This window comes from Sorangiineae bacterium MSr11367, from assembly GCA_037157805.1.
Lineage (GTDB): Bacteria > Myxococcota_A > Polyangia > Polyangiales > Polyangiaceae > Pendulispora > Pendulispora rubella.
This window is the reverse complement of record CP089983.1, coordinates 1,323,711-1,347,285: the sequence shown is the minus strand read 5'-3', so window position 1 is coordinate 1,347,285 and position 23,575 is coordinate 1,323,711. Positions and strand designations below refer to the sequence as shown.

The 23,575-nt window shown below is 64.0% G+C and carries 16 protein-coding genes; 6 read left to right on the top strand and 10 right to left on the bottom strand.

Annotated features, from left to right (window positions below; all coding sequences use genetic code 11):
- The first annotated feature begins 9 nt into the window (after positions 1–9).
- Both LVJ94_05730 and LVJ94_05725 read left to right on the top strand, forming a co-directional pair.
- Positions 10–1,758, top strand: coding sequence for an acyl-CoA dehydrogenase (locus LVJ94_05730; protein ID WXB06733.1), 1,749 nt, complete (start codon positions 10–12; stop codon positions 1,756–1,758).
- Positions 1,755–3,458, top strand: a complete 1,704-nt coding sequence (locus tag LVJ94_05725) for an acyl-CoA dehydrogenase (protein ID WXB06732.1) — start codon at positions 1,755–1,757, stop codon at positions 3,456–3,458. Before LVJ94_05730 ends, LVJ94_05725 begins: the two co-directional genes overlap by 4 nt.
- Before the next feature lie 27 nt (positions 3,459–3,485).
- Here LVJ94_05725 and LVJ94_05720 read toward each other — a convergent pair whose 3' ends face one another.
- The 6 genes from LVJ94_05720 to LVJ94_05695 all read right to left on the bottom strand — a co-directional run bounded on the left by LVJ94_05720 (position 3,486) and on the right by LVJ94_05695 (position 9,556).
- Positions 3,486–4,202, bottom strand: coding sequence for a molybdopterin-dependent oxidoreductase (locus tag LVJ94_05720; protein ID WXB06731.1), 717 nt, complete (start codon positions 4,200–4,202; stop codon positions 3,486–3,488).
- Positions 4,199–4,993, bottom strand: coding sequence for a MipA/OmpV family protein (locus LVJ94_05715; protein ID WXB06730.1), 795 nt, complete (start codon positions 4,991–4,993; stop codon positions 4,199–4,201). The genes LVJ94_05720 and LVJ94_05715 overlap by 4 nt, the downstream gene beginning before the upstream one ends.
- Positions 4,994–5,006: 13 nt before the next feature.
- On the bottom strand, positions 5,007–5,597 hold the full coding sequence (locus tag LVJ94_05710) for a DUF308 domain-containing protein (protein WXB06729.1): 591 nt from the start codon (positions 5,595–5,597) through the stop codon (positions 5,007–5,009).
- Between the two features lie 32 nt (positions 5,598–5,629).
- Positions 5,630–6,040, bottom strand: coding sequence for an Ohr family peroxiredoxin (locus LVJ94_05705; GenBank protein WXB06728.1), 411 nt, complete (start codon positions 6,038–6,040; stop codon positions 5,630–5,632).
- 74 nt (positions 6,041–6,114) lie between these two features.
- Complete coding sequence (locus LVJ94_05700) at positions 6,115–8,931, bottom strand: winged helix-turn-helix domain-containing protein (protein ID WXB06727.1); 2,817 nt, start codon at positions 8,929–8,931, stop codon at positions 6,115–6,117.
- 100 nt (positions 8,932–9,031) lie between these two features.
- Positions 9,032–9,556 carry a nuclear transport factor 2 family protein gene (locus LVJ94_05695; protein WXB06726.1) on the bottom strand — a complete coding sequence of 175 codons (525 nt, stop codon included), beginning with the start codon at positions 9,554–9,556 and terminating at the stop codon, positions 9,032–9,034.
- Positions 9,557–9,636: 80 nt separating this feature from the next.
- On the opposite strand from LVJ94_05695, the gene LVJ94_05690 reads away from it, so the two are divergent.
- Positions 9,637–10,296, top strand: coding sequence for a TetR family transcriptional regulator (locus LVJ94_05690; GenBank protein ID WXB06725.1), 660 nt, complete (start codon positions 9,637–9,639; stop codon positions 10,294–10,296).
- On the opposite strand, the gene sbnA is transcribed toward LVJ94_05690, so the two are convergent.
- The 3 genes from sbnA to LVJ94_05675 are packed head-to-tail and all read right to left on the bottom strand — an operon-like array spanning position 10,286 to position 12,990.
- Complete coding sequence (sbnA, locus tag LVJ94_05685) at positions 10,286–11,287, bottom strand: 2,3-diaminopropionate biosynthesis protein SbnA (GenBank protein WXB06724.1); 1,002 nt, start codon at positions 11,285–11,287, stop codon at positions 10,286–10,288. The two genes, LVJ94_05690 and sbnA, sit on opposite strands and share 11 nt — an antisense overlap.
- Positions 11,288–11,321: 34 nt before the next feature.
- Positions 11,322–11,567, bottom strand: coding sequence for an MbtH family NRPS accessory protein (locus LVJ94_05680; protein WXB06723.1), 246 nt, complete (start codon positions 11,565–11,567; stop codon positions 11,322–11,324).
- Positions 11,568–11,622: 55 nt separating this feature from the next.
- Positions 11,623–12,990, bottom strand: a complete 1,368-nt coding sequence (locus LVJ94_05675) for an MFS transporter (GenBank protein WXB06722.1) — start codon at positions 12,988–12,990, stop codon at positions 11,623–11,625.
- 424 nt (positions 12,991–13,414) lie between these two features.
- On the opposite strand from LVJ94_05675, the gene LVJ94_05670 reads away from it, so the two are divergent.
- The 3 genes from LVJ94_05670 to LVJ94_05660 are packed head-to-tail and all read left to right on the top strand — an operon-like array spanning position 13,415 to position 22,781.
- Positions 13,415–19,762 carry an amino acid adenylation domain-containing protein gene (locus LVJ94_05670; GenBank protein WXB06721.1) on the top strand — a complete coding sequence of 2,116 codons (6,348 nt, stop codon included), beginning with the start codon at positions 13,415–13,417 and terminating at the stop codon, positions 19,760–19,762.
- A complete protein-coding gene (locus LVJ94_05665; GenBank protein ID WXB06720.1) occupies positions 19,759–20,751 on the top strand; it encodes a cupin-like domain-containing protein in 993 nt (330 codons plus the stop codon). Before LVJ94_05670 ends, LVJ94_05665 begins: the two co-directional genes overlap by 4 nt.
- The gene (locus tag LVJ94_05660) at positions 20,748–22,781 is read left to right on the top strand and encodes a fused MFS/spermidine synthase (protein ID WXB06719.1); all 2,034 of its coding nucleotides are present in this window, start codon (positions 20,748–20,750) and stop codon (positions 22,779–22,781) included. The genes LVJ94_05665 and LVJ94_05660 overlap by 4 nt, the downstream gene beginning before the upstream one ends.
- Positions 22,782–22,794: 13 nt before the next feature.
- Here LVJ94_05660 and LVJ94_05655 read toward each other — a convergent pair whose 3' ends face one another.
- Positions 22,795–23,565 (bottom strand): FkbM family methyltransferase, encoded by a 771-nt coding sequence (locus LVJ94_05655; protein ID WXB06718.1) that lies wholly within the window; start codon positions 23,563–23,565, stop codon positions 22,795–22,797.
- Between the last annotated feature and the right edge of the window lie 10 nt (positions 23,566–23,575).

Genomic DNA, 23,575 nt, shown 5'->3' with positions numbered 1-23,575 from the left:
CCATGTTCGATGCGCTATCGACCGTTTGAACTCGTCGAAGACCTGGAGAGGTTCCTCGGGGACCCGGCCGATCCCGATACGTCGTTCTCCTTCAAAACCATCGCCCAACTCGACGCGGCCGAACATTTTCCGGACGCGATTTGCTCGAGCTTGGAGGATTGGGGGCTGCACCGTTACTACGTGCCGAGCATCCATGGCGGCGCGCTGGCGGACTATCAAGAACCGTTGCACCTCCTGCGGGCCATTTCCAGGCGAGATCTCACCGTCGCCATTGGACACGCCAAGACGTTTCTCGGTGGAGTATGTGCTTGGACCTCGGCAACTCCCACCCAAGCATCTCGATTGGCCGAGAGCGTTTTGCAACGCTCCCCCGTTTCCTGGGGGTTGACCGAACGGAATCATGGGAGCGATCTGCTCGCCAATGAGGTGACGGCCACACGGGAGCCGGGCGGGTATGTCGTTCGAGGCGAAAAGTGGCTGATCAACAATGCCACACGCGGCGACATCATCAGCCTGCTCGTTCGAACGACACCCGCCGGTGGCTCGCGCGGTTTCGACGTGCTGATGGTCGACAAGCGACGGCTGCGCGAGGGCAGCTATCGATGCCTGCCCAAAGTTCCGACCCACGGCATTCGGGGCGCCGACATCAGCGGGATTGTCTTCGACGAGGCTTTCGTCGACGACGATGCGCTCATTGGTCATGCCGGCAAGGGCGTCGACGTCGTACTCAAGAGTCTACAGCTTACCCGCATTCTCTGTTGCAGCCTTTCGCTGGGCGCGTCCGATCATGCGTTGCGGCTGGCGACTCGATTCGCGAGCGAGCGGCGACTTTATGGCCGGCGGCTCATCGAGCTCCCGAGGGCGCGGCGCATTCTCGCCAACGCGTACGCGGATCACCTCCTCTGCGAGGCACTCGCGGTCGTGGCGGCGCGGAGCATCCATGTGCTCACCCCCGAACTCAGCGTCCTATCGGCGGTGGCCAAATACCTCGTTCCCACGCGCACGGATACGACCATCGGTGAGCTGGCTCGATTCATTGGAGCGCGTTCGGTGCTGGCCGACGTCTTCGCCGAGGGGATGTTTCAGAAGGTGCAACGTGATCATCGGGTCGTTGGATTGTTCGACGGCAACACGCTCGTCAATTTGAACTCGCTGATCACCCAGTTCCCTGCCCTCTCCCGCGCGGCCCAACAGCATGCGCCCGCTGGGGACCTCCACGGCCTATTCGACCTCACCGCACCACTGCCTCCTTTCGACAGAAGCCAACTTAGTCTGCTATCCGTACGTGGCAGTCGTCTGCTGGATTCGCTTCCTGGTTCGATGGAGGCGCTCGAACAGTCGTTGCGCACCGACGACGGGCTCGCGCCGCTGGCGGTCCTGTGCAGGGCATTGGGCGAGCATACGCGGCAGCTCCTGATGACGATGGCCACCCTTCGCCCCTTGGCCCTCGCAGTGCCCGCGGAGGCTTTCGATCTTGCTCACCAGTTGTCGTTGTGTGTCGCGGGCGCAGCCGCCATCGGATTGTGGCTAGGCTCCCGGGAGCACATGGCCGACGACTCTGCGAATTCCGGCCTTTGGCAGCAGGGCGGGTGGCTTTTGTCCGTCATCGGCCGAATCCTCACGGCCCTGGGCGTGCACGTTCCCCCTCACGACGCGACCGACGATATCTTGCTGAGTGCACTTACGAGTCAGAGTCTGTCCGGTCAGATGCTGTCGATGCTTCCCTGCCGACTTGCCGAGGGAATGAAGTTCTCATGAATGTTCAATCCCAGACAAGCAGGCTCGAAGAGCTGTTCGGCGACCCGCGCGATATCGAGAACCCATTGGGGTTTGCCCAGATCGTGGCGGCGGACGAGCGCGGCGAGCTTTTGGCGGCGGGCGAACGGGCATTGGATGAATGGAACTTCAATGCCGAATTCGTGCCGGTTGCACTGGGCGGGCGGTTGCACGCCCTGGATGATCTGACACGAAGGATACGCACGGTATTCCGCAGGGACGCCGCACTCGCCCTCGGATACGGCGTCACGTCGCTGATGGCGGCCGTCAACATCTGGGCATCGGGGTCCGCCAGCCAGCAGCAGCAGGCAGCCAAGTTGCTATTGGCCCGCCAGCGCATTGCCGTTGGCTATCACGAGCTCGAGCACGGCAACGACTTCCTCAGCAATGAGCTTCGAGCACGCCCCGACGGGACGATGTTCCGACTCGACGGGCACAAGCAGGTCATCAACAACTGCGAGCGCGCAGCCGCGATCGTTCTCTTCGCCCGCACCAACGAGGCCCCCGGTGCACGCAGCCATTCGCTGCTGTTCGTGGACACCCGCGAACTCGCTCGAGACCAGGTTCGCCTGCTTCCCCGGTATCGAACCTCGGCGATGCGCGGCTGCAAGCTGGGCGGGATCGAGTTCACCGATTGCGCGGTACCTCGTGACAATCTGCTCGGCAGAGAAGGGTCCGGCGTACAGACGGCATTGCGATCCTTTCAGGTCACCCGGGCGGTGCTACCTGGCATGGCGCTGGGAATCTTGGACACGGGACTGCGCACGGTCACGACATTCGCAGCCGAACGCAGATTGTACTCGACCCAGGTGAGCGAGCTGCCCCACGCGCGGAACGCGCTGGCACGGGTATTCGTGGATCTGCTGATAGCCGATTGCTTCGCGCGATCGGTGACGCGTGGGCTGCACTTGTTTCCCGAACAGGCCAGCGCGTGGGCGGCGTCGGTGAAATACCTCGTACCGTTGATGATGGAACAGGCCATGAACGATCTGTCGATCATTCTCGGCGCTCGTTTCTATTTGCGCGAAGGCGCGCATGCCATCTTCGGCAAACACTACCGCGACGTGCCCGTGATCAGCCTTGGACACGCCGGGGCGACGGCGTGCCTGCTCACCATCTTGCCGCAATTGTTCGATATGGCGTGTCGCGGCTGGAAAGCCGCAGAGGCCCCCACCGCACTGTTCGACCATGGCGAAGTGCTGCCGCCGCTCGACTTCTCTCGACTTCGCATCGCGGGGCTCGACCAAGATGCGTTGGGCTCGATGCTCCTCGCCGCCGCCGAAGACGACTACTCGCGTCACGGCGAGGAAGCCGTCGGCCCGATGATCCGCAATCTGGCCAGTGAACTACGCCAATTGGCCGAAGCCGCCCGCCATCTGGGGCCAGCCGACCGCAGTGTGGAGGCCAGTGCGGCCGCTTTTGGAATCGCAGAACGCTACCCACTGCTGTTGGCCGCAAGCGCGTGCATCCAGACCTGGCGCCACCATCGAGCCCATGCCCCAGGCCACTGGCTCGCGGGGACCGACTGGATACGGGCAGCATTGACCAGGCTCACGCACCGCATCGCAGGTCACAGCACCGCGCTGCCCAAGGAGCTCGTCGAGCCCCTCTTCGCCGAGCTCCGAGATCGGGTAGAGCACAATCGCTCGTGCTGCCTCGATGGCGAACCATTGAAGGGATGACCGCGACGCCCGGCCGCGGGGAGGCCATCAGCCATATCGTTCTTCGTTCCACGGATCGGCGTGGTTGTTGTAACCGCGCACCTCCCAATAACCAGGTTGATCGACGGCACTGAATCGAATGCCGGTGAGCCACTTGGCGCTCTTCCAAAAATACAGATCCGGCACCAACGCACGCACGGGTGCTCCATGTGCACGGGCCAGCGGTGCCCCCTCGTAGCGGTGGGCGACGAGCGAGGTGGGCGCGAGCGCTTCGCGCAGGAGCACGTTCGACGTGTAACCGTAAGCGGCTTCGAAGATGACGTGGCGTGCAGTCTTCTTCAATTTGGCGCGCGCCGCGAGATCGGCCACGCGAACCCCGGTCCAGTGGCTGTCGAGCACCGTCCATTTCGTCACGCAGTGAACGTCACAGGTTTGTGCGACCTGCGGCATTTCGAGCAGCTCGGCGAAGTCGATCACGAAGGGTGCTTCCACCTCGCCGTAGACGCGCAGCTTGAAGTTCTTCGCGCTCGGATCGCCTTCGCTTCCGCCCATCGGACGCAAGCGCTGGAGCAGGAACTGGCCTGGCGGCAGGCGCGGGCGTCCGTCGGGGCGTTTGACGGCGGACGCGCGGCGGGTGGCGTCGTCGTCGGCCAGGACGTAGGTCGTACCGCCCAGGGCGACGATGCCCGTGCCGGCGGCGATGGCTCTTAGCAGGGTGCGCCGGTCGAGCATGCTCGGCTCGATGACGCGAGAAGGTTTGTTCATCGAAAGTCGTACCGCAGGAAGGTGACGGTGGACGGTTGTAGCCGCGTCGCGACAACGGGACTCGAGCCGGCGTCTCCCACGAGCACCCCCACCCGCGCGAGCGCCCCCACCGACCAACGCTCGTTGATGGCGTAGGAGGCGAACACGCTGATCGTGACATCGCGAAGGCCGCTGCCCTGCACGTCGAAGAACGTGCGAGCGTAACGCGCGTCCATCCACGTCGTAGAAGCCGATCCATCGAGCGTCCACTGCCGGCGCCCGAGCGAGAGCGATACGCCCGCACTCGCATCGGCGAGGAACGCGTCGCTGCCGCCGAGATGCCGATGCAGTGACGTCTCGACATGCGCGAGCGCCATCGTGCCGAGCGCGTGCCGCAAACCGAGGTAGACGCGCGGGTCTGCGGCCAGGCCGATATCACCGCGACCCGCGAGCCGTGCGGGGTCGGAACTCTCGTTGCGTCCGATGTCCACGTAGACGCTCGTGCCGCCGTAGAGAATCCCTTCGCCGAGCTCGAGACCGATGCCCTTCAGCGTCGAGAGGTAGAGCGGCCCGACGTGCGCGTCGATGAATGGCAGCGGGAGAATGCGCGTGTGTGCTGCGCCCGGGTACTCGGGCATCGTGAGCGCGCCGGCGCCGACCGCGACGCGGGCGGCGGCGGGACGCGGGGGCGCGGGCTCGGAGACGACGTCGGGCGCGGGCTCGTCGGCGCATGCGCTCCGTTCACTCGCGAGGCTCGCATCGGCGAACGTAACGAGGAACGCGAAGATGCCAAAGATCCAACGATTCATCATGATCAGGTCACGCTCAGCCGAGCAAAGCCGCCGTGCGCGGACGGTCCTTTTTGAAGGTCAGCCAGAGCGCCGACACCAAGAAGTAAAAGGCGCCGAAGGCCGCGTAGGGCGCGACGGCGACAATCGATGGCGGCGTTGCAGCTGCCGCCATCTTGAAGAAGGACGCCCCCGCGAGGGCGGACTGGGCGCCGCTCAGAACCATGGCCCACTGCGCGCCGGCCGACTTCCAGCGGCGGATGCCCGTGGCCAGTTGGAACAGGCCGGATAGGATCGCCCAGCCTCCGAAGACCGTCATGACGGCGTTCATGCCGACACCGAGCGCCACGGCGACGCCGATGGCGGTGAGGATGCTGATCGCGAAGTTGAGTGCCTGACTGAGGTTGGTCCTCAGTCCTCCGGACTTCCGAGCGTCGAGGAGATTGGCGACGGCATCCCAGGCCGGATAGGCCACGAGGAGAACGGCCGAAAGCGTCGGCACGTTCTTGCCGATCGCCAGCGCCGCAGCGATCCAGACGATCGAAACCGCGGCGCGGATGAAATAGTAGGTTTTGAGCCAAGGGCTCGAAGTCGAAATCGAATCTTGGTGGATGGGTGAATTTTGCATCGCATTTCTCCGGGGTTGCTCGCAAAGCACGGTCAAGCGAGGTCGATCGAGACCGCGATGTTTCCGTTCGTCGCTTTCGAATAAGGGGATGCAGCGTGCGCGGCGTTGACCAGGGCGCAGGCGCTCTCCAGGTCGATGCCTGGCAACGTCACACGAAGCCGCGCTTGGATGGCGAATCCGCCCGGTGTGGCACCGAGGTCGACCTCGGCATCGACCGCCGCGTCCTCGGGGAGCGCGACCTCTCGCAAATGCGCAATGTGCCCGAGGGATTCCAGAAAGCAGGCCGACCACCCCGCCGCAAACAGCTGCCAGGGATTCGTACCCACGCCGGGTGCTTCCGGCGGAGAGAGTTGCAGCAGCAGGCGACCATCGTCGCTGCATGCGTTGCCGCCCCCCGTCGTGTGTACACGTGCGGTATAGATGACCTTGTCGATGGTGTTCATCAGCTTGTCCTCTCCATTCGAGGAGCAAAGCTGCCCGTCGGCACGGCCCGAGGCACGTTAGGCCTCGTTAGATGCTATGAGGCGCTGCGAGCGATCTGGGTAAGTACTTGATCTGCTTCACGAATATCGAGGGTATCCAGGCCTTCGTCGAAACCGTTGCGGAGCGGCTGCAGGAGCCTCCGAGCGTCCTCGGCCTGGCCGAGTTCGAGCCAGACGCGCGCGAGATCATTCGCCGCGCGCAACTCCCACGCACGCGCTCCCTGCCCGCGCGCGCAATCGAGGGCATCGAGCAACCACCTCTCGGTGTTCGGGCTCGCCGTTCGAGCTTTCACGCGCAACAGCTCCGGCAGGGCGAACAACTCGCCGCTGCGCCGGCAATCGTCGATGGTCGCGTCGAGAAGCCTGCGAGCCTCATCGTCACGACCCGTGTCGATCAAGCCCGTTGCGAGCACGGGTACGAAGGTGCTCGTCAGCATCGCGTAATGAGCCGTGCGCAAACGAGCCAGCGCGGCCTCCAACTGACGCACGCCCTCTTCCGTCCTGCCCTGAAGGATCGCGAGCTGACCGCGGAAGCCGTTCGCCGCGACGATGTAGAGCTCGAAAGCATTGGCTTCCGCGAGGCTCGCAAATACGCTGAGATCCTCTCGGGCCTTGTCGACATCGCCCGACCACAAGCACACCGACAAATTCCAGAGGCGAACGAGGGACTGCATCGTGGGATTTCCGAACGCGCCCGCGTAGTGAATCGTTCGCTCGGCGACGGTCCGCGCTTGGTCCGCGTATCCCAGCAACCAAAGGCAACGCGCAAGCGCAATCCCGGAGCGGCTTCGATAGAGATCGGGCGGCAAGCTCGGATCCAGCGAGACCTCGAGTTCGCCCCGCGCCCGGAGCTGATCTCCTGCCAAGTGATGGGAAATGCCCAGCAGGGCGTGTGCAACGGCGCGGGCTTCGAACGAACCGATCTTGTCGGCGACCCGCCGAGAATCCTCCGCCCACCCAAGTGCGGTCGCAAAGTCCCCGATGCGTTCGTGGAAAAGGTGAAGGCGTCCCAGCATCAGCAGTTCGTTCCGGGCGTCACCCAGGTCGGAAGAGAGCGCGAGCCCCCGCCGCAGCGCGGCCTCGGCGCTGTCGCCATGTCCGCGGGTCAACATCGAGCACGTTCCCAACGCGCCCTGCAATTCGAGCTCGATGGCCGTGCCACGGTGCTCGTCCTCCATCAGCGCGAGCGCGCGTTCGCACCAACCGCGGCATTCGTCGAGCAATGCCAACTTCAGCAGCACCGGCACGCATCGCGCTGCAAGGTGGAGGGTGAGCGCCGGGTCGCCATCGGGCCCAAAGCACCACGAGAGCGCACCCCGGATGTTCCCCAGCGACGCCGCGAGCTCGGACTGCGGGGCGTTGGATTCCAACGTGTGCGCGAAATACGTCGCATGGCTGCGTGCCGTTGCCTGTACCTCCGCGGGGCCTCGCGCGTGGAGCTTCTCCCGCGCATACGCGCGGGTCATCTCCAAGAGGCGGTAGCCTCCCCGCCGGGCACCGCGCTCGGCCACGACCAACGACTTCGCCGTTAGCTCGTCCAACGCCGCGAGCGCCCAACTGGCGACGAGCGGCGAGCCGCTGCGTTGAAAGTCGGTCGCCTTCGGCGAGCCTCCGGCCACGGCAAGGGCTGCGTCGGGGGTGAATGAGCCGACGAATACCGACAGGCGATCGAGGGTGAGCCTTTCGATATCCGAAAGCAGCTCATAGCTCCAATCCAGTGTTGCCTGCAGCGTCTGTTGACGAGGCATCGCGGTGCGTCGCCCGGCCCAACTGAGCGCGTAGTGCTCACGTAGCATGCGCGCCGTCGCCTCGAAGCCGTGCGTCCCCACGCGCACCGCCGTGAGCTCGATCGGCAATGCCATTCCGTCGACCCGGCGACACATGTCGGCCATGACGCGAGCCGCGGCGAGATCGATCTGCAGCGTGCTGTCCGCCGCCCGTGCACGCTCGGCAAATAGCTCGATCGCAGGATACGCGAGGAGCTGTTCCAGCGACATTTCCGCCGGCTCGACGGGGTACTCGAGTGCGCCCAACCAATGCACGCGTTCGCCGCGAACGCGCAGTGACTCGCGACTCGTGGCCAAAACGCACACGCCCGGAGCCGCGTCGCCAATCTTTTCGACGAGGCTCGCGGCGGCGCTGATGAGATGCTCGCAGTTGTCGAGCACGAGAAGCAGCTTGCGCCAGCCGATGTGGCCGAGGATCACACGGATGGCGTCCTCGGCCTGCACGGGTATTCCGAGCGCAGTTGCCAGGGTCGACGCGAGCAGCGTGGGGTCCTGCACCGAGGCCAGGTCGACGAAATTCACCTGCTCGAAGCGCCCCGCGAGTCGATACGCGAGCTCCACCGCCATCGTCGTTTTTCCAACCCCGCCAGCCCCCACGATCGTGAACAGCGTCGAGGATGCAATCTGCTCGGTGAGGAGGGTCAGGTCGCGCTCGCGGCCAATCAACCGCACCCGCGCGGGCAGGCTCTGCGCGGATGATTCGGCCGGCTGGGGCGCGGGCGCGGGCTCGTCGACAACGATGACCTCGACGGACGCAACGAACGCGTAGCCGACACCGACCTGCGTGCTGATGTAGCGAGCGCCGTCTTCGCCGTCCCCCAGCACCTTGCGCAGCGCTGCCATGTGGAAGCGAAGGCTGCCGTCCTCGACGACGACGTCGGGCCAAACGCGCTCGAGCAGCTCTCGCTTGGACAGGACGCGCCCGCGTTGCTCCACGAGCGCCGTCAGCAGATCGAGCGCGCGCCCTCCGATGTCAACCGCCACGCCGTCCCGCGTGAGCAGGCGCTCGCGCCTCGAAAGGCGAAATGGACCGAATGCGAGCACCTCGGAAGACGGAGTCGACAACGTGCACCTCCCGTCACTTCATGCCGAAACCATCCGACGAGCATATCGCGACGAATATCTCGAATGGATATTAATCACGCCTCGGGTCCGCCGCGTGTGTTCACGCGCCCAAGGATTGGCCGACCTCGCGCAGCATCGCCAGGGCCGGTCCCTGACCGTCCATCGGGAGCACCGTTCGCGAGGCGATCCGCCATCCGTTGGCGTCGCGCTCGAGCGACCAACGGTTCGCGAGCACGCGGTGAATACGGAAGCCCTTCGAGCTACCGTGATTGGGGAGCTCACGTGTCTCGCCGCCCACATCCGGCGTGATCAATGCGAGGTACGACGTTGCGGTGGCGGTATCCCCATCGATCTCGACGAGCGGCAAATTGCCGAAGTGGGCCAGACCTCCGGCGATGGCCGCGCGATGGGCATCGCGCTCGACGAGCGCGACCATCTTGTCGCGACCTCGCGCACCATCGAGGTTGGCACCGCGGTCGAAGGTGAAATCCTCCGTGTAGATGCGGTCGATCAGCGAGCGCTCCCCCGTGTCGGCGCTGAGCGGGTGGGTTGCAAGCAAGTTGTAGATGGCCAAACGGTCTTCCACGGCGCGCAGGCGCGCTTCGAGCGGTTCTTCCGTACGCATCGCAGGTCCTCCTTCATGTGTCGGCTCTGGCTGGAGCAACTCCAACTCGGCAGTTGGACTGTGGCATTCGCGGTGGAGATATGCAACCGACGAGTTGGAATATGCTCTACTCGTCGACGATGCCGTGGGACACGAAGCGCACGAAGCAGAGCCTGCTCGACGCTGCCGTCGAGGAATTCAGCGAGCATGGCCCACTCGGCGCGCGTGTGGACCGCGTCGCCGAGCGTGCCGGGATCAACAAGGAGCGCATCTATCAGTACTTCGGCAGCAAGCAGAAACTCTTCGCCGCGGTGCTGGAGCAGGAGATGATCAAGCTCGCCGCCGCGGTCCCGCTCACCGACGACCTCGCGGGAGACCTCGGCGAGTTCGCCGGGAGGGTATTCGACTACCACCGCTCCTATCCGCACTATCTTCGACTGCTGCTCTGGGAAGGGCTCGAGCCAATCGCGAGCGCCCCCGGCTCGTCGAGCACGGCCGCCGCGGCGGAGCGGACAGCGCACTACGCGGAGGATGTCGCCGCCGTCGTCGCTGCGCAGGCCGTTGGCCATCTACGGCCGGATGTCGCCCCCGCGTATCTTCTCTACGTCGCGCGCGCGTTGGCGGCGTGGTGGCTTGCAGCGCCGGTGGCCGTGACGCTCATGCTCGGTGCTCGGGCGAACGACAGCCCAAAGCGGCGCAGAGCCATACTGGTCAAGCTGGTCAGGGATGCGACGCGCCCATGCCCTGGAATCATCGAATGATGCCGTGTTCCGCCGTGCCGTTTACGAAGTCCCTCTCCAAAAGACCGGCCATCCACGTGTCGTCGTAGACGGTGTCGAGGTACGCTGTACCGCGGTCCGCACACAGGAACAGCACCGTCGGTCGCATCTGGCAGGGGTTGGTTTCGAAGTAGCGTTGGATGGCGGCGTAGACTGTGCCCGTCGAGCCGCCGGCGAACAACCGATGACGGTGGAACAAGGTGCGGCAGCCGAGGACCGTCTCCTGCTCGGACACCATGACGACATCGTCGATGAGGGCATCGGCCAGCAATGCGGGCACGATGCTCGAGCCCAGCCCGGGGATGTGACGCCGCTTGGGCGGCCCGCCGAAGATGACCGAGCCCTCGGTGTCGACGGCGATGATCTTTACCGACGGGAATCTCTCTTTGAGCCGGCGCGATACCCCGGCGATCGTGCCCGCCGTGCTGACGCCCAGGAACACGAAGTCGAGACGATCGAATCGACGGGCGATTTCGGCACCGGTGAGGTGGTAGTGCGCCGCCACGGCATCGGCGTTGTGGTACTGGTCGGGCCAGAACACCCGCGGGAGGCGCTCGCGCAACGCATGCACCTCGGCCAGCCGCGTCTTGAGAAAGCCGCCCGTGTCGTCGCGCTCGACCACTTTGACGACCGACGCACAAAGCGACCGCAGCATCGCCTCGTTGAGACGTGTCACGTTCGGATCGATCACGGGAACGAGCGGCAGTCCGAGCATCCGGCAGTAGACCGCGAGCGCCAGCGCGAAGTTTCCTGATGAGGACTCGACCAGCGTGGTTTGCTCGTCGATTTCGCCGCGCTCGATCGCCGACTTGAGCATCCACAGCGCCGGACGACATTTGATGCTGCCCGCGATGTTGCAGTACTCGAGTTTGACGTGCAAATCGAGCTTTGGATCCTCGATGGGCACGACGGGCGTCTCGCGCATGGGCGCAAGGACGTCGCGAAACCGGTGCGCCAGCAAGGTCGCGGTCATGCGCATTCACCGCCTCGAGGAGCGTCGTAGAGTGTCAGCATCCGGCGGGCTTGCCGCGCGCACCCGATTCGGAGGGGCCATCCATCGCCACCCTGAGACTGAGCGGGCGCATGTCCGTCCACACCTCGTCGATGTACGAGAGACAGTCCTTTTTGGGGCCCTTCTTTCCGACTGCGTTCCAGCCAGCCGGCAGGTCTTTGTAGTCCGGCCATATCGAATACTGTTCCTCGTGATTCATAACAACGACATAAACCGTCTCGTCATCCGTATCCATGTTCATACCCTCTCGAATGTATCCTCTGCGTCATAGGCAGTTTTGATATGGGCCATATTTCTCAGCTCCTTTTGCACTCCGCAACAGCCTCCCGGCCAGAGGCGGGTCCAGATGGTGCGCTGTCACGCAGTGCATCGGGGATTTCTCTATCGAGATAGCGCACACGCGAATCGAGGAGTGCGCCGGCGCTGAGGACCATGGCGGTCAATCCAAGAAAAGAAAGAAGGGCACCGATTCCGCGGCCGGCACCGGTACCGATCCATGGTCCTAGCAGGGCGACGATGGATCCGCCACGGGCGAAGAGGGGCTCGAAAACGCGATCCGCCAGCGCGCCACTCAAGCTGTATGCCAAGGCCTCGGAGATGAAGGCCAGCATCAGAACGACCGAAATGACGCGTCCCCGGAGGGCGACGGGGATCTTGCACTGCCAGATGGTGCGATTGGATGCGCCGACGAGTTGAAGAAAGAAGACGCCGATCATGACCCCCACGCCCATCACCAGGGGTCGCGTCGTGGCTCCCGCAAGGACGAGGCCGGCGCCGGCAGCGATGTTGAAACCCATCACGCCGAAGACTCGCCGCTTGGGCCCGGCCCAAAGGGTCGCCAGCACCGCCCCCGCCAAGGTAGCCAATCCCGCTGCAGTGAGGAGCACCCCCAGCGTGGTCACCGAGGCTCGACTGAGCACCAGGGGGGTGAAGAGCACGGCCGCGGCGCCTATGGTGAACTCGGTGTAGGTCATGACCAACGAGAGGCCCATGAGGCCGCGGCGCATCGAGAGAAAGCGCCAGCCCTCCATGAAATCTCCCAGACGGACATTTCGTTCGTTCTCGGTCGGGTCGGCGAGTTTACCCCGCGGCAAACCGACCGCGATCTGGGTCAACGAGGCGAAGATGAACGAGGCAACGTCGACCACGATGATCCACGTCAGTCCCCAGCGCGACATGATCAAGCTTCCAAGAACCGGCGGCGCAAGCTCCGAGGCCGCTTGGGTGAGTTGGGCCATGCCATTGGCGCGCTGAAGGTCTTTCTTGGGGACCATCTGCGCCGTCATCGAACCGTTGGCGGGGAGATAAAAGGCGTTGCACGTCGCGGTGAACGCGACGAGCAGATACACGTGCCACAGCTCCAGTGAGTTTCTGGCAACGAGCGCCGCGAGGACCAACGTGCCGAAGGCCGCACAGGTGTCCGAGACGATCATCACCCATCGGGGGTGGTAATGATCGACGACCATCCCCGCCACGAGGAAGGCGGCGATCTTCGGCAGCATCGCCACCAGCATCACCGCACCGAAACTCGTCACCGAGCCCGTGTTTTGATAAACCCAAATGCCCAGGCCAAATGCCGTGAGCGCCGAGCCGACGGACGAGACGAGCTGCCCGGACCAGATCACGGAGAATGCTTTGAGTCCGGACTGAGACAGGCCGCGCATCTTGATATCCTTAGATAGGCCCGCCCATGTTGCCCGTGTTCATGGGTGCATTGGCCGTCGATGCAATTTCCGTATGGCTCATCGACGTCGGGAAACCTGACATAAGTTCTGAATGGTGACAAGCGCGCGTTTCTGGAACTGGGGTAAGCGCACGTCCCTCGTCGAACTCGTGGTGACAGTCCGCCGGGGTGGCGCGATTTGTCGGCGAGCAGAGCGAACTTCGGTATCGAAGGATCGTCTGTTGAATTTTTCCGCGGAATCAGCGACAGCACCCGACCATATCTACCTTCCCTGGCGCGATTGTTCCCGCCGATACGACAACCATCATGTTGCTCGGTGTTCAATCCGTCCTTTGGAACTGGCGAGAATGCAAAGTCACTCAACTGCCTTTTCGTAGTGAAGTGCTAGAAGGGTTGCCAACGGAATGAGCGATGACTGGAAACTCTCGCGAGGGCAAGAAGCGCTTTGGTTCGTTCAGCGGTTGAACCCGTCGAGCACGGCGTATTCGGTGCCGCTGGCCGCTTTCGCCCATGGAACGGTCTCCGCGCGTCATCTGGTGCAGGCGTTCACCGAGATGGCCGAACGCCATTCGCTGCTTCGCGCGACGGTCGTCTCGCGGGCTGATGGGCCTCGCCTGACCGTGACGCCATCGATTCGAGGCGTCACCTGCACCGACGCATCTTCGTGGAGTGACCGCCAACTCGAGGAAGCCATCGGTCGTTCTTCGCTCGAACCGTTCGATCTCGAGAAAGGGCCGCTCTATCGGGTCGACGTCTTCTCGCGAGGGGAAAAACCGCCTGCATTTCTCTTCAATGCTCATCACCTGATCATGGATCTCTGGTCCGCCATGATCCTTCTCGAGGACTTGGGTGCGCTGTGCGGTCAAGCTCTCGGCGGGCCCGCAGCGCCCATGATCGATGCGTGCTCGCACCCCGAGTACGTGAGCTGGCACGAAGACTGGCTGTCGAGCCGCGCGGGGGATGATTCGCGCCACTATTGGGCGGAGCGGCTCGCGCGGCTTCCGCCGGCGCTCGAGCTACCGACGGACCGCCCGCGGGTTGGCTCGGAGAAGCGCGGCGGGCGCTTTTTCCTACGGCTCGATCCCGAGGTCGCGGCGGGCATCGCAGCGTTGGCCCGCTCGGAGCGCGTGACGCTGTTCACGGTATTTCTCGCGGCGCTGCAGATCTTGCAATACCGCTACACGGGGCAGGAGGATATGGTGACGGGGGCGCCGGCCGTAGGACGGCGTCGTTCGGAGCACGCGCGCGCGGTGGGATACTTCGTCAATCCCATCGCCCTCCGCGCGGATCTAACCGGCAATCCTTCCGTTCATGAGCTCCTGCAGCGATTGAAGGCGGGCGTGAACGATGCCTTGCTCCATCAGCTTTACCCCTTTCCTCTGGTTGCGCAGTCGATTCGACCAGGCGCCGATCCCCTCTTTCGTACATTTCTGAGCGTACAGCGGCCGCAACGGCGCGCTCCGAAAGGTGCCGCGCAATTTGCCCTCGGCATTCCGGGTGCGAAAGTGACGGTAGGTCCGCTGTCGCTCGAAGCGCTCCCCCTCCCCGCCACGACGCCGCCATTCGATCTTCAACTCTATTGGATTGAAGAAAATGGGATCTGGGGGTCGTGCAACTATGACGCAGGGTTATTCGACGAGCGCACGGCGCGACGAATGACTCGGCATATCGAAACGATCTTGGGCGCGATGGCGCGCAATCCGAATGAGCGCATTCGCGAGATCTCACGATCGGACGTCACCGACGTTCGACAGGTGCCGCCGTCTCTCGTAGGTGCCGCGGTGGCCATCCCTCCTTCCGGCGCGTACGCGCTCATCGAAGAGCAGGTGCGGCGGAACGAAGAAACCATCGCGGTCCAGGACGAGGGGCAAGCGCTGACGTACCTCGCCCTCGATGCGCGAGCGACCTGGCTTGCTGGGCATCTCGTGCAGGCGGGTGCGGGGCCCTCCGCGCCGGTCGCGATCCATCTCGAACGGGGCGTCGATCAAGTGGTGGCGGTGCTCGCGGCGCTCAAGGCCGGAGCAGCCTACGTTCCACTTTCGCCGAGTGCGCCCCCCGCACGAAACGAGTACATGCTGGCCGATTCCCGGGCTCGCTTGCTGCTCACCCAGCGGACGTTGGCCTCGTCCTTGGCGTCGTCCGCACGCCGGCTGTGCATCGACGAGCTCCCGTGCGCGGACGCGACGGGCTGCGAGCTCCCTCGGGTGGGGCCGGAGACCGTGGCTTACGTGCTCTATACTTCGGGATCGACGGGGACTCCGAAAGGGGTCGCCGTGCCTCACCGGGCCCTCGTCAACTTGTTGCGTGCGATGCAACGCAAGCCCGGGATCGAGGCTTCGGACGTGGTCTTGGCGGTCACGACGCTCTCGTTCGACATCGCCGCCCTCGAATTGCTGCTTCCGTTGACCGTCGGGGCTCGGGTGGTGATCGCGTCCCAAAAAGACGCCGCCGATGCCGAGGCGCTTGCACGCCTCCTCGACGAGCACTCCGTCACGGTGATGCAAGCCACACCTTCGACGTGGCGTCTGCTCGTGCAATCGGGATGGCGGCGGGATGGATTGAAAGCGCTGTGCGGCGGCGAAGCGCTCACGCCGGATCTTGCAGATGCTCTCGCGTCGCGGGTCGGCCAGCTCTGGAACATGTATGGGCCCACCGAGACCACCATCTGGTCGACCTGCAATCGCGTCGCAACGAGCACGGGGAACGCGCGCGTTTCCATCGGCGGGCCGATCGACAACACCACGATCTACGTGAGAGGTGCCTCGGGCGAACTCCTCCCCGAGGGTGTGGCCGGAGAGTTGGTCATCGGCGGCGCGGGGTTGGCCCACGGCTACCACGGGCGAGCCGCCCTTACCGCCGAGTACTTCGTGCCCGATCCCTTTGGCGGTCACCCCGGCGCGAGGCTGTATCGAACGGGCGATGTGGGCAGATGGCGCTCGGACGGCCGAATCGAGTTCTTGGGTCGCGTGGATCATCAGGTGAAGATCCGTGGACATCGTGTGGAGCTCTCCGAAATCGAAGCCGTCATGCGTCGACAAGAGGGCGTTCGCGATGCGCTGGTCTCCCTTTCGGGCCCGAGTGATGACGCGCGTCTGTGCGCTTGGCTCACCCCCGAAACGGTGGACGTTTCCAGATTGAAGCGGGCACTTTCGGCCGTGCTGCCGGCGTACATGGTGCCGAGTGCCTACCTGGCGTTGGCCGCATTTCCGCTGACGGCCAACGGCAAGATCGACCGCGCAGCACTCCCCTCGCCTGCTGCCATCGTCTCGCGCGGCATCGAGCCTCGCACGCCGACCGAAACGCGCCTCGCGGGACTGTGGTCCGACGTTTTGGGCAGAGCGAATGTCGATGTCGACGAAGACTTTTTCGCGGCCGGTGGCCACTCGCTCCTCGCGGCGAGACTGGTCGGGAAGATCAACGCGGCCTTTTCGCTGTCTCTGCCTGTCCGAGAGCTCTTCGAGGCCCCCACCATCGATGCGCTCGCGGGTCGGATCGACGCACGGACGCAGGTGGCGGAGTCCGACGCGGCGGTGAGCTTGCCCGACGGGTGGCCCGAGTCGAGCGGGCCGAGGGAGATGTCGTCGAGCGAGCAGCGCCTGTGGTTTCTCTGCCAGGTCGAGCCAACCAGCGCAGCGTATCATCTGGCCGGCGGCGTTCACATCGATGGCCCCTTCGACCTGCACGCGCTCGAAGAAAGCCTTCGTGCGATTCAGATGCGGCACCAAGCGCTGCGCACCCGATTCGTGGCACCGGACGGCATCCCGATCGCGGAGGTCGATCCAGCCGCGCCATTCCAACTCGAGCGGGCCATCCCTCTCGGCGACACGCCCCTGGAACGCGAGCAAGAGGCCATGCGGCTCCTCGAGGAGGCGGCGCGCAAGCCGATGAATCTCGAGACCGGGCCGCTGTTTCGCGCGTGCGTCGTTTCGCTCGCGCACGATCGCCACATGCTGCTCGTCGTGCTTCACCACCTGATTGCGGATGGGCAATCTCTCGAGCAAATCGCCTACGAGCTCGGCATTCTCTACGAAGCGCGCACCCGTGCGCCCGCCTTGCCACCGATTCGCTATCCTTACGCCGCATACGTCGCGTGGGAGAAGTCCCTCCGGCACTCGGAGAGCGTAGAGACTGCGCTGGATGCGCATCGCGCGCGACTTCACGATGCGCCCCAGGTGCTCGATCTCCCCTGCGACGCACCTCGCCCCCCGGTGCATCGCTCGTTCGGATACACCGAGCCGTTCGACATCTCCGCCGAGCTCACCGCCAAGGTTTCGCACGTTGCACGTGAGGCTTCCGCGACCCTCTTCATGACCTTGGCGGCGGCCTTCGGGGTCTTTCTTTCACGTCTCTCTGGACAAGACGATCTGCTGCTTGCGACGCCTCACTCGGCGCGTTCCATTCCCGAGCTGGAGGGGATGGTCGGCCTCCTGACGACCACGCTCGCTCTGCGCTTCGACCTCGCGGGCGATCCATCGTTCGCCGCGTTGGTCCGCGCGACGCGCACCGATACGCTGGCCGCGCTCGCGTCGGCCCAAGCACCCTACGATCGACTGGTCGAGCTGATGGTGCACACGCGGGATCCGAGCCGGCCCCCGTTGTGCCAAGCGTCGATCGCCGCCCAGGGCGATCCGCTCGCACGGCTCACGCTTGCCGGCGCAAATCTGCGTACGCTGCGCGTGGAGACGGCATCGGCGAAGTTCGACGTCTCCCTGTACTTCGCCCCCGCGGGCGACGGGCTCTCGTGCAGTCTCGAGTACAACGCCTCGCTCTTTTCAGCTGAGACCGCGAGGCGATGGGTACACCAATTCGAGACACTCCTCCGCGCGCTCGTCGAAACACCGCACCTTCCAACCTCGCGCTGCACGATGATGGACGCGACCGAACGGCGGCGGATCCTCACGGATCGGAACGCCACGGCGGTCCACTTCCCTCTGGAAAACGGCCTTCACCACCTCGTCGAAACGCAAGCCCGAAGGACCCCCGACGCGCCCGCGCTCACCGCGGATGGCACCACGTTGACCTACTCGGAGCTCGACCAACGCGCGAACCGGCTGGCTTGGGAGCTCGTACGGCGCGGCGTCGAACCCGACGCGCGCGTGGGCGTCTGCGCCGAGCGGTCCGTGGAAATGATGGTCGCGCTCCTCGGCATCCTCAAGGCAGGCGCCGCCTACGTACCTCTCGATCCGACGTACCCACTCGAACGGCTGCGCGTCATTTGCGAAGAGGCGCGCCTTTCGCAGATCGTCGTAGCGCCCCACCTTACGGGAACGTTGCCGGACGGATTCCCCCTTGTCGAACTGAACGCGCTCGCGGGGGTCGACCCGCAGGATCCGATCGAAGCGCCGGAGGTCCGCGTCTCGGTAGACCACGCCGCGTATGTGCTCTTCACGTCGGGCTCCACCGGTCGCCCGAAGGGAGTGGTCATTTCGCACGGGGGAATCCAAAACCGACTCTTCTGGATGCAGAGTGCCTATCGGTTGGAATCGACGGAGGCGGTGTTGCAAAAAACACCGTTCGGGTTCGACGTTTCGGTTTGGGAATTCTTCTGGCCGTTGATGGCGGGGGCGCGCCTCGTCATGGCCAAACCCGAGGGGCACAAGGATCCGCGCTATCTGGCGGAGACCATCTCCGAGCACGGGATCACGACGGTGCACTTCGTCCCGTCCATGTTCCGCGCCTTTCTCGAGGAGCCCCTGGCGACAACGTGCCGGTCGCTCCGGCGGATCATCTGCAGCGGCGAAGCTCTCGAGCCCGATCTCGTCCAGCGCGGTTTCTCGATCCTCCCGTGGGTTGCGATCCACAACCTGTATGGTCCCACGGAGGCATCGGTCGATGTCTCATCGTGGACGTGCCGGCCGAGCGACACGACGGCGTCGATCCCCATCGGCAGGCCGGTGGCGAACACCCAATTGTGGGTCCTCGACCGGCATATGGATCCTGTTCCAATCGGCGTCGTGGGAGAGCTCTACATCGGCGGGGTTCAACTCGCGCGAGGATATCTGGACCGCCCCGGCCTCACCGCGGCCGCGTTCGTCCCCGATCCCACGTCGACCGCCGGAGGTGAGCGCCTTTACCGCACGGGAGACCGCGCGCGGTGGCGCCACGACGGCGAGCTCGAATTCTTGGGTCGCATCGATCAGCAGGTCAAGCTGCGTGGCTTCCGCATCGAAACGGAGGAGATCGAGGCCCAACTCCAGGGACATGAATGGGTAAAGCAGGCGGTCGTCCTGCTGCGCGGAGGCGAACGTCCGCAGTTGGTCGGATACGTCGTGCCGCGCGCCGGCGTATCCATCGAGCTCGCGACCTTGCGCAGATTCCTCCTCGAACGGCTTCCCGAATACATGGTTCCGGCTGCCTTCGTCGCGCTGGCCGAGCTTCCGCTCACCGCCAACGGAAAGCTCCACCGCGCCGCGCTGCCGGAGCCGGGCGAAGGCATCACGACGGAGAGCGATCTGCCAACGACGTCACTGGAGCAAGAGATCGCCGCCTTGTGGTCGGCCATCCTCGGCTTGCCATTGGAACGAATCGGCCGGCACGACGACTTCTTTTCGCTCGGAGGGCATTCGCTCCTCGCCGCACGGACGCTCGCCCGCATGCGGCAGATGTTCTCGGTCGACCTGGCCTTGAGCGAGCTCTTTCGGCACGCGACCGTTGCCAGCGTGGCCGAGCTGATATTGGAACGACAGCTGCGTGACGTGGACACGGAGCTCTTGAAACAGTTGCTAGACAATCAAGAAGGAGAACCGACATGAGCGATGAGCGTCGGGGCGACGGACCAACGTTTTCCTCCATCGTCCGGCGAAGCGGACTTTCGCGCGAGGAGTTCGACCGTGAGTACCGCGAACCGAATCTTCCGGTGGTGATGACCGACGCGCTGACGGACTGGCCAGCGCTCGGGAAGTGGACCTTGCCGTGGTTCGAGCAACAGCACGGGAACCAACCCGTGACGGTCGACGTGTCGGTGGCAGGTGAGAGTTACTTCGACCGGCTCCATCGTGGAGAGAACCTGTCGCGCGAGACGACGCTGGGCGAGTTGATTCGAGAGATTCGAAACGAGCCGGCCTGCCAATACTACCTGGCCGAGTCGGCCTTCCTCGATTCGGTTCCCGAGCTGTTTGCCGACATCCCGACACCCCGTTATCACCCGCCAGGGCGCGCGCTGACCCGGCGCTTCTGGCTCGGGCCGGCCAACACCGTGTCTGGATTTCATCAGGACTCGGCGGGCCAACTGGCGCCGACGTGCATCCTCTTCGCGCAAATCTACGGTAGGAAACGGGTCGTGCTTGCCTCGCCCGATCAAAGCCATCTCATGTATCCAGCGCGGGCAAGCCGCGTTGCCGCATCCAGCCTGGTGGATCTCGACGCTCTGGACGACGAGCGCTTCCCACTGTTTCGCGAGGCGCGTCTGGAGGAGACCATCGTCGGTCCGGGGGACATGCTTTTCATCCCCGAGCGATATTGGCACTACCTGCGATCGCTCGAACCGAGCATTTCCCTCAGCAACGATTGGAATGAAAGCGAAGTACTCGATCTCATCGCACACCTCGTGAACGCCGACGATCCGGTCGCCTTCGCGCGTGAGCACGCGGGGATCGTCCGGCGTGCGGACATCGAAGTCTTTCCCGGCGGCCTCCAGGCCGCCATCGATGCCCTCCGAGAGCTCCCGCAGGACTTGCAGGAGCTGGTCACCGTTCTCGTGGAACCCGAGCTCCACGCACTATTGGCCGCGGAGGGTTCATGAACCTATCCGAGTCTGCCCGTTCGAAGGGTGGCCGCGGCTACCTATTCGTACTCTGCTTTTTGGCCGGATTCGGCGTCATGCTCCTGGAGATGTGCGCGTTCCGGGAGCTCCAACTCTCCTTCGGTACGTCCATTTACGTCACCGGAGCGCTGCTGACCTTGGTCATGCTCGCGCTTTCGGGCGGCTACTACATGGGCGGCCGGCTGTCGCGGCGGTTCGGCAGCGTGGGGCCGTTGCTCGTGCAGTTGCTGGGCGCGACGGTCTACGTGCTCGTCACGAATATCTGGTTCGCCAAAACCATTCTGGACCACTCTTTCGATCTCCGACGTTCGCTCCAGAGCGAGCTTCTTCGACACACGCTGCCCGTGGTTGGTGCCACCTTGGTTCTCTACGCCATCCCGATGATCGCGTTCAGCCAGGTGTCGCCGTACTTGATCAAACTTCTCCACCAGAACGACGACGGAGGTGCGGATGTCGGCCAAGTTGCCGGTAGCTTGATGTCCATCTCGACCATCGGAAGCATCGCGGGGACCCTGGTCCCGTCGTTCGTGCTCATACCGAATCTCGGCGTGATGCGAACGCTCTGGGTCTTCGTGCTCACGATGTTGCTGGCACTCCTGGCCGGGGCCTGGCTCTCGCGTTCGAGAATGCTCGTGGCCGCAACGGGTGTCCTCTTGGCGGTCGGGGTCTGGCAGGCCGCCATCCGACTGCCGCAGCCAAGGATGCCCGCCGAGGGCCCAGACGGCTCCGCCCTGTTGATGGACCTCGAGTCACACTATGGGCACGTGACCATTTACCGGAGCGTCGACCAAGCCGGCAACGAAGCGCTTCATTACATGCCTTCCCGCATGTACATCCACTCCAAGGTATACCCGGCGGATCCCGCCAAATATCAATTCACCACCGGACATCTCGTGATGGGGGTGATGCGACGTGCCAAACGATACCTGTTGCTCGGGACTGCGCTCGGAGGCGCGGTGGCCGCGCTGGAGCAACTCGATCCGGACGCGCGAATCACCGCGGTCGAGATCGATCCCTTCATCGTGGACCTCGCCAAACAGTTCCTGCCCACGCTATCCAACCCCAACGTACGATTCGTGATCGACGATGCACGGGCGTTCATTCGTCAGGATGACCAGGTTTACGATTATGTGATGGTCGACGTCATCGCCGGCGACCACCCCCCTGCGCACTGTCTCACCCGCGAATTTTTCGAGTTGTTGCGTGAGCGGCTGGCTCCACGTGGGGTGATGGAGGTGAACACGCAATTCCTCGATTCCCACGTCCGGACGGGGCTCTCGGAGGATGCCGTCTTCCTTCCAGCGCAACATCTTCATGCGGCGTTGCTGCAGGCTGGGTTCGCATCGGTCTACCAGAATGACTTTTTCGAGCACGGTGAAGTTTACGCGTTCAAGCAGCAAACGCCTCACGCAGGGCTTCGGCAGGAGTTGCTCCACCTCGTCCAGGACGAGCGTGTGTCCGTGCATCTTCGGACCAGTGCCGCCGTCGCCGCGCTAGGGATCTTTCCCATCGACGAACGACGGAAATCGCTCCCGGCGTTCGCCGATGACTGGCTCCCCGAGCACCGAGTCCATCTGAAGGAGAATTTCCCGCATCGTATCGAGATGCTGGCCGCGGCGCGCGAACGAGACCATCACCAGGGGCCCTGGGCCCAACGGAAAACGCTCGAAGAGATCTCCGCGTGGCACTACGCCGAGATCGCAACCACCCTGCCGGCAACCTACGGAGGTTTGGAAACCTACATGGAAGGGGCTGGCGGAGCGGCGTATTGCCGCGATGTGCTCCGATGGGTCGAGTCGCGAAATCCCGGCGGCGTGGGGGATCTGGCGCGCTATTTCCTAATGGGAAATGCGTCGTTCTGTGCCAAACATCTCGAGAGCATGGACGAAGCGAACACGCCACGCGGGAACGCGCTGAAGAATCTCATGGCCGGGATCGCATTCAGTCTCGAGGATCAGAGCGCGGAGGGGCTACCGCTCCTGATGAAAGCGATCGACGCGGACCTCTAGAGCCGCCGGCGCATCAAGGGCGACGTGCAAAGATGCTATGGATGCACGTGGAGCGGAGTGTCTCGTCCTGCTCGACACTGCAGGCGAAGCCGTGCTCGTGCAGCAGCTGTCGCATCGCGTCCAGGCGGCCGTCACGATCATGCACCTCGACCACGACCTGGTGGATGCGACTCCAATCGGCCGCGTCGATCCCGGCGAACACATCGCCTTCCCCCTTTTCCACGTCCACCTTCAGGAGATCGATCCGCTCCACGTGCTCGCTGGCGATGATCTCGGAAAGTCGCTTCAATCGGCAGAGCACAGTCTTCTGCTGGAGCTGCTTTCGCGCCAAGAATTCGGCCGACTCGGCGCTCATGCCAACGTTCGACATGAAGGCGGCTCCGACGGCGCCATCCTCCGCAAGGTCGGCGTATTGACCCGACATGATGGAGTTGTTCTGGTAGAATGTAAACTTCGCGCTACCGGACTTTTGGGACAGTCCGACGTTGAAGGCTTTCCCGCGGCCACCGTAGGATAAAAGATTTGCGCGGAGGAGCCGAAAAAGGTCTGGAATGGGCTCGAAGGCGTACACCTTGATATCGCGCGCTGCCTCTAGGAAGAAAAGCGACGCAATACCAATGTTCGCGCCAACGTCGAAGACGCACGCTCCGGGATGAAGCGTAATTCCATGTCGGCAATAGGCATGCCGCGTGAAGATTTCTTCGTAGAGAAAAGAGGTCTCCCCGGCGTTGAGATGAAACACCTCGATGCCATTGGGTAGTTTGAAGGTTGCAGTTTCCGCCATGGTGAGAAGA

Coding starts and splice junctions, on each gene's coding strand:
- LVJ94_05730 (WXB06733.1), top strand. CDS start 10: ATGCGCTATCGACCGTTTGAACTCGTCGAAGACCTGGAGAGGTTCCTC.
- LVJ94_05725 (WXB06732.1), top strand. CDS start 1,755: ATGAATGTTCAATCCCAGACAAGCAGGCTCGAAGAGCTGTTCGGCGAC.
- LVJ94_05720 (WXB06731.1), bottom strand. CDS start 4,202: ATGAACAAACCTTCTCGCGTCATCGAGCCGAGCATGCTCGACCGGCGC.
- LVJ94_05715 (WXB06730.1), bottom strand. CDS start 4,993: ATGATGAATCGTTGGATCTTTGGCATCTTCGCGTTCCTCGTTACGTTC.
- LVJ94_05710 (WXB06729.1), bottom strand. CDS start 5,597: ATGCAAAATTCACCCATCCACCAAGATTCGATTTCGACTTCGAGCCCT.
- LVJ94_05705 (WXB06728.1), bottom strand. CDS start 6,040: ATGAACACCATCGACAAGGTCATCTATACCGCACGTGTACACACGACG.
- LVJ94_05695 (WXB06726.1), bottom strand. CDS start 9,556: ATGCGTACGGAAGAACCGCTCGAAGCGCGCCTGCGCGCCGTGGAAGAC.
- LVJ94_05690 (WXB06725.1), top strand. CDS start 9,637: ATGCAACCGACGAGTTGGAATATGCTCTACTCGTCGACGATGCCGTGG.
- sbnA (WXB06724.1), bottom strand. CDS start 11,287: ATGACCGCGACCTTGCTGGCGCACCGGTTTCGCGACGTCCTTGCGCCC.
- LVJ94_05680 (WXB06723.1), bottom strand. CDS start 11,567: ATGAACATGGATACGGATGACGAGACGGTTTATGTCGTTGTTATGAAT.
- LVJ94_05675 (WXB06722.1), bottom strand. CDS start 12,990: ATGCGCGGCCTGTCTCAGTCCGGACTCAAAGCATTCTCCGTGATCTGG.
- LVJ94_05670 (WXB06721.1), top strand. CDS start 13,415: ATGAGCGATGACTGGAAACTCTCGCGAGGGCAAGAAGCGCTTTGGTTC.
- LVJ94_05665 (WXB06720.1), top strand. CDS start 19,759: ATGAGCGATGAGCGTCGGGGCGACGGACCAACGTTTTCCTCCATCGTC.
- LVJ94_05660 (WXB06719.1), top strand. CDS start 20,748: ATGAACCTATCCGAGTCTGCCCGTTCGAAGGGTGGCCGCGGCTACCTA.
- LVJ94_05655 (WXB06718.1), bottom strand. CDS start 23,565: ATGGCGGAAACTGCAACCTTCAAACTACCCAATGGCATCGAGGTGTTT.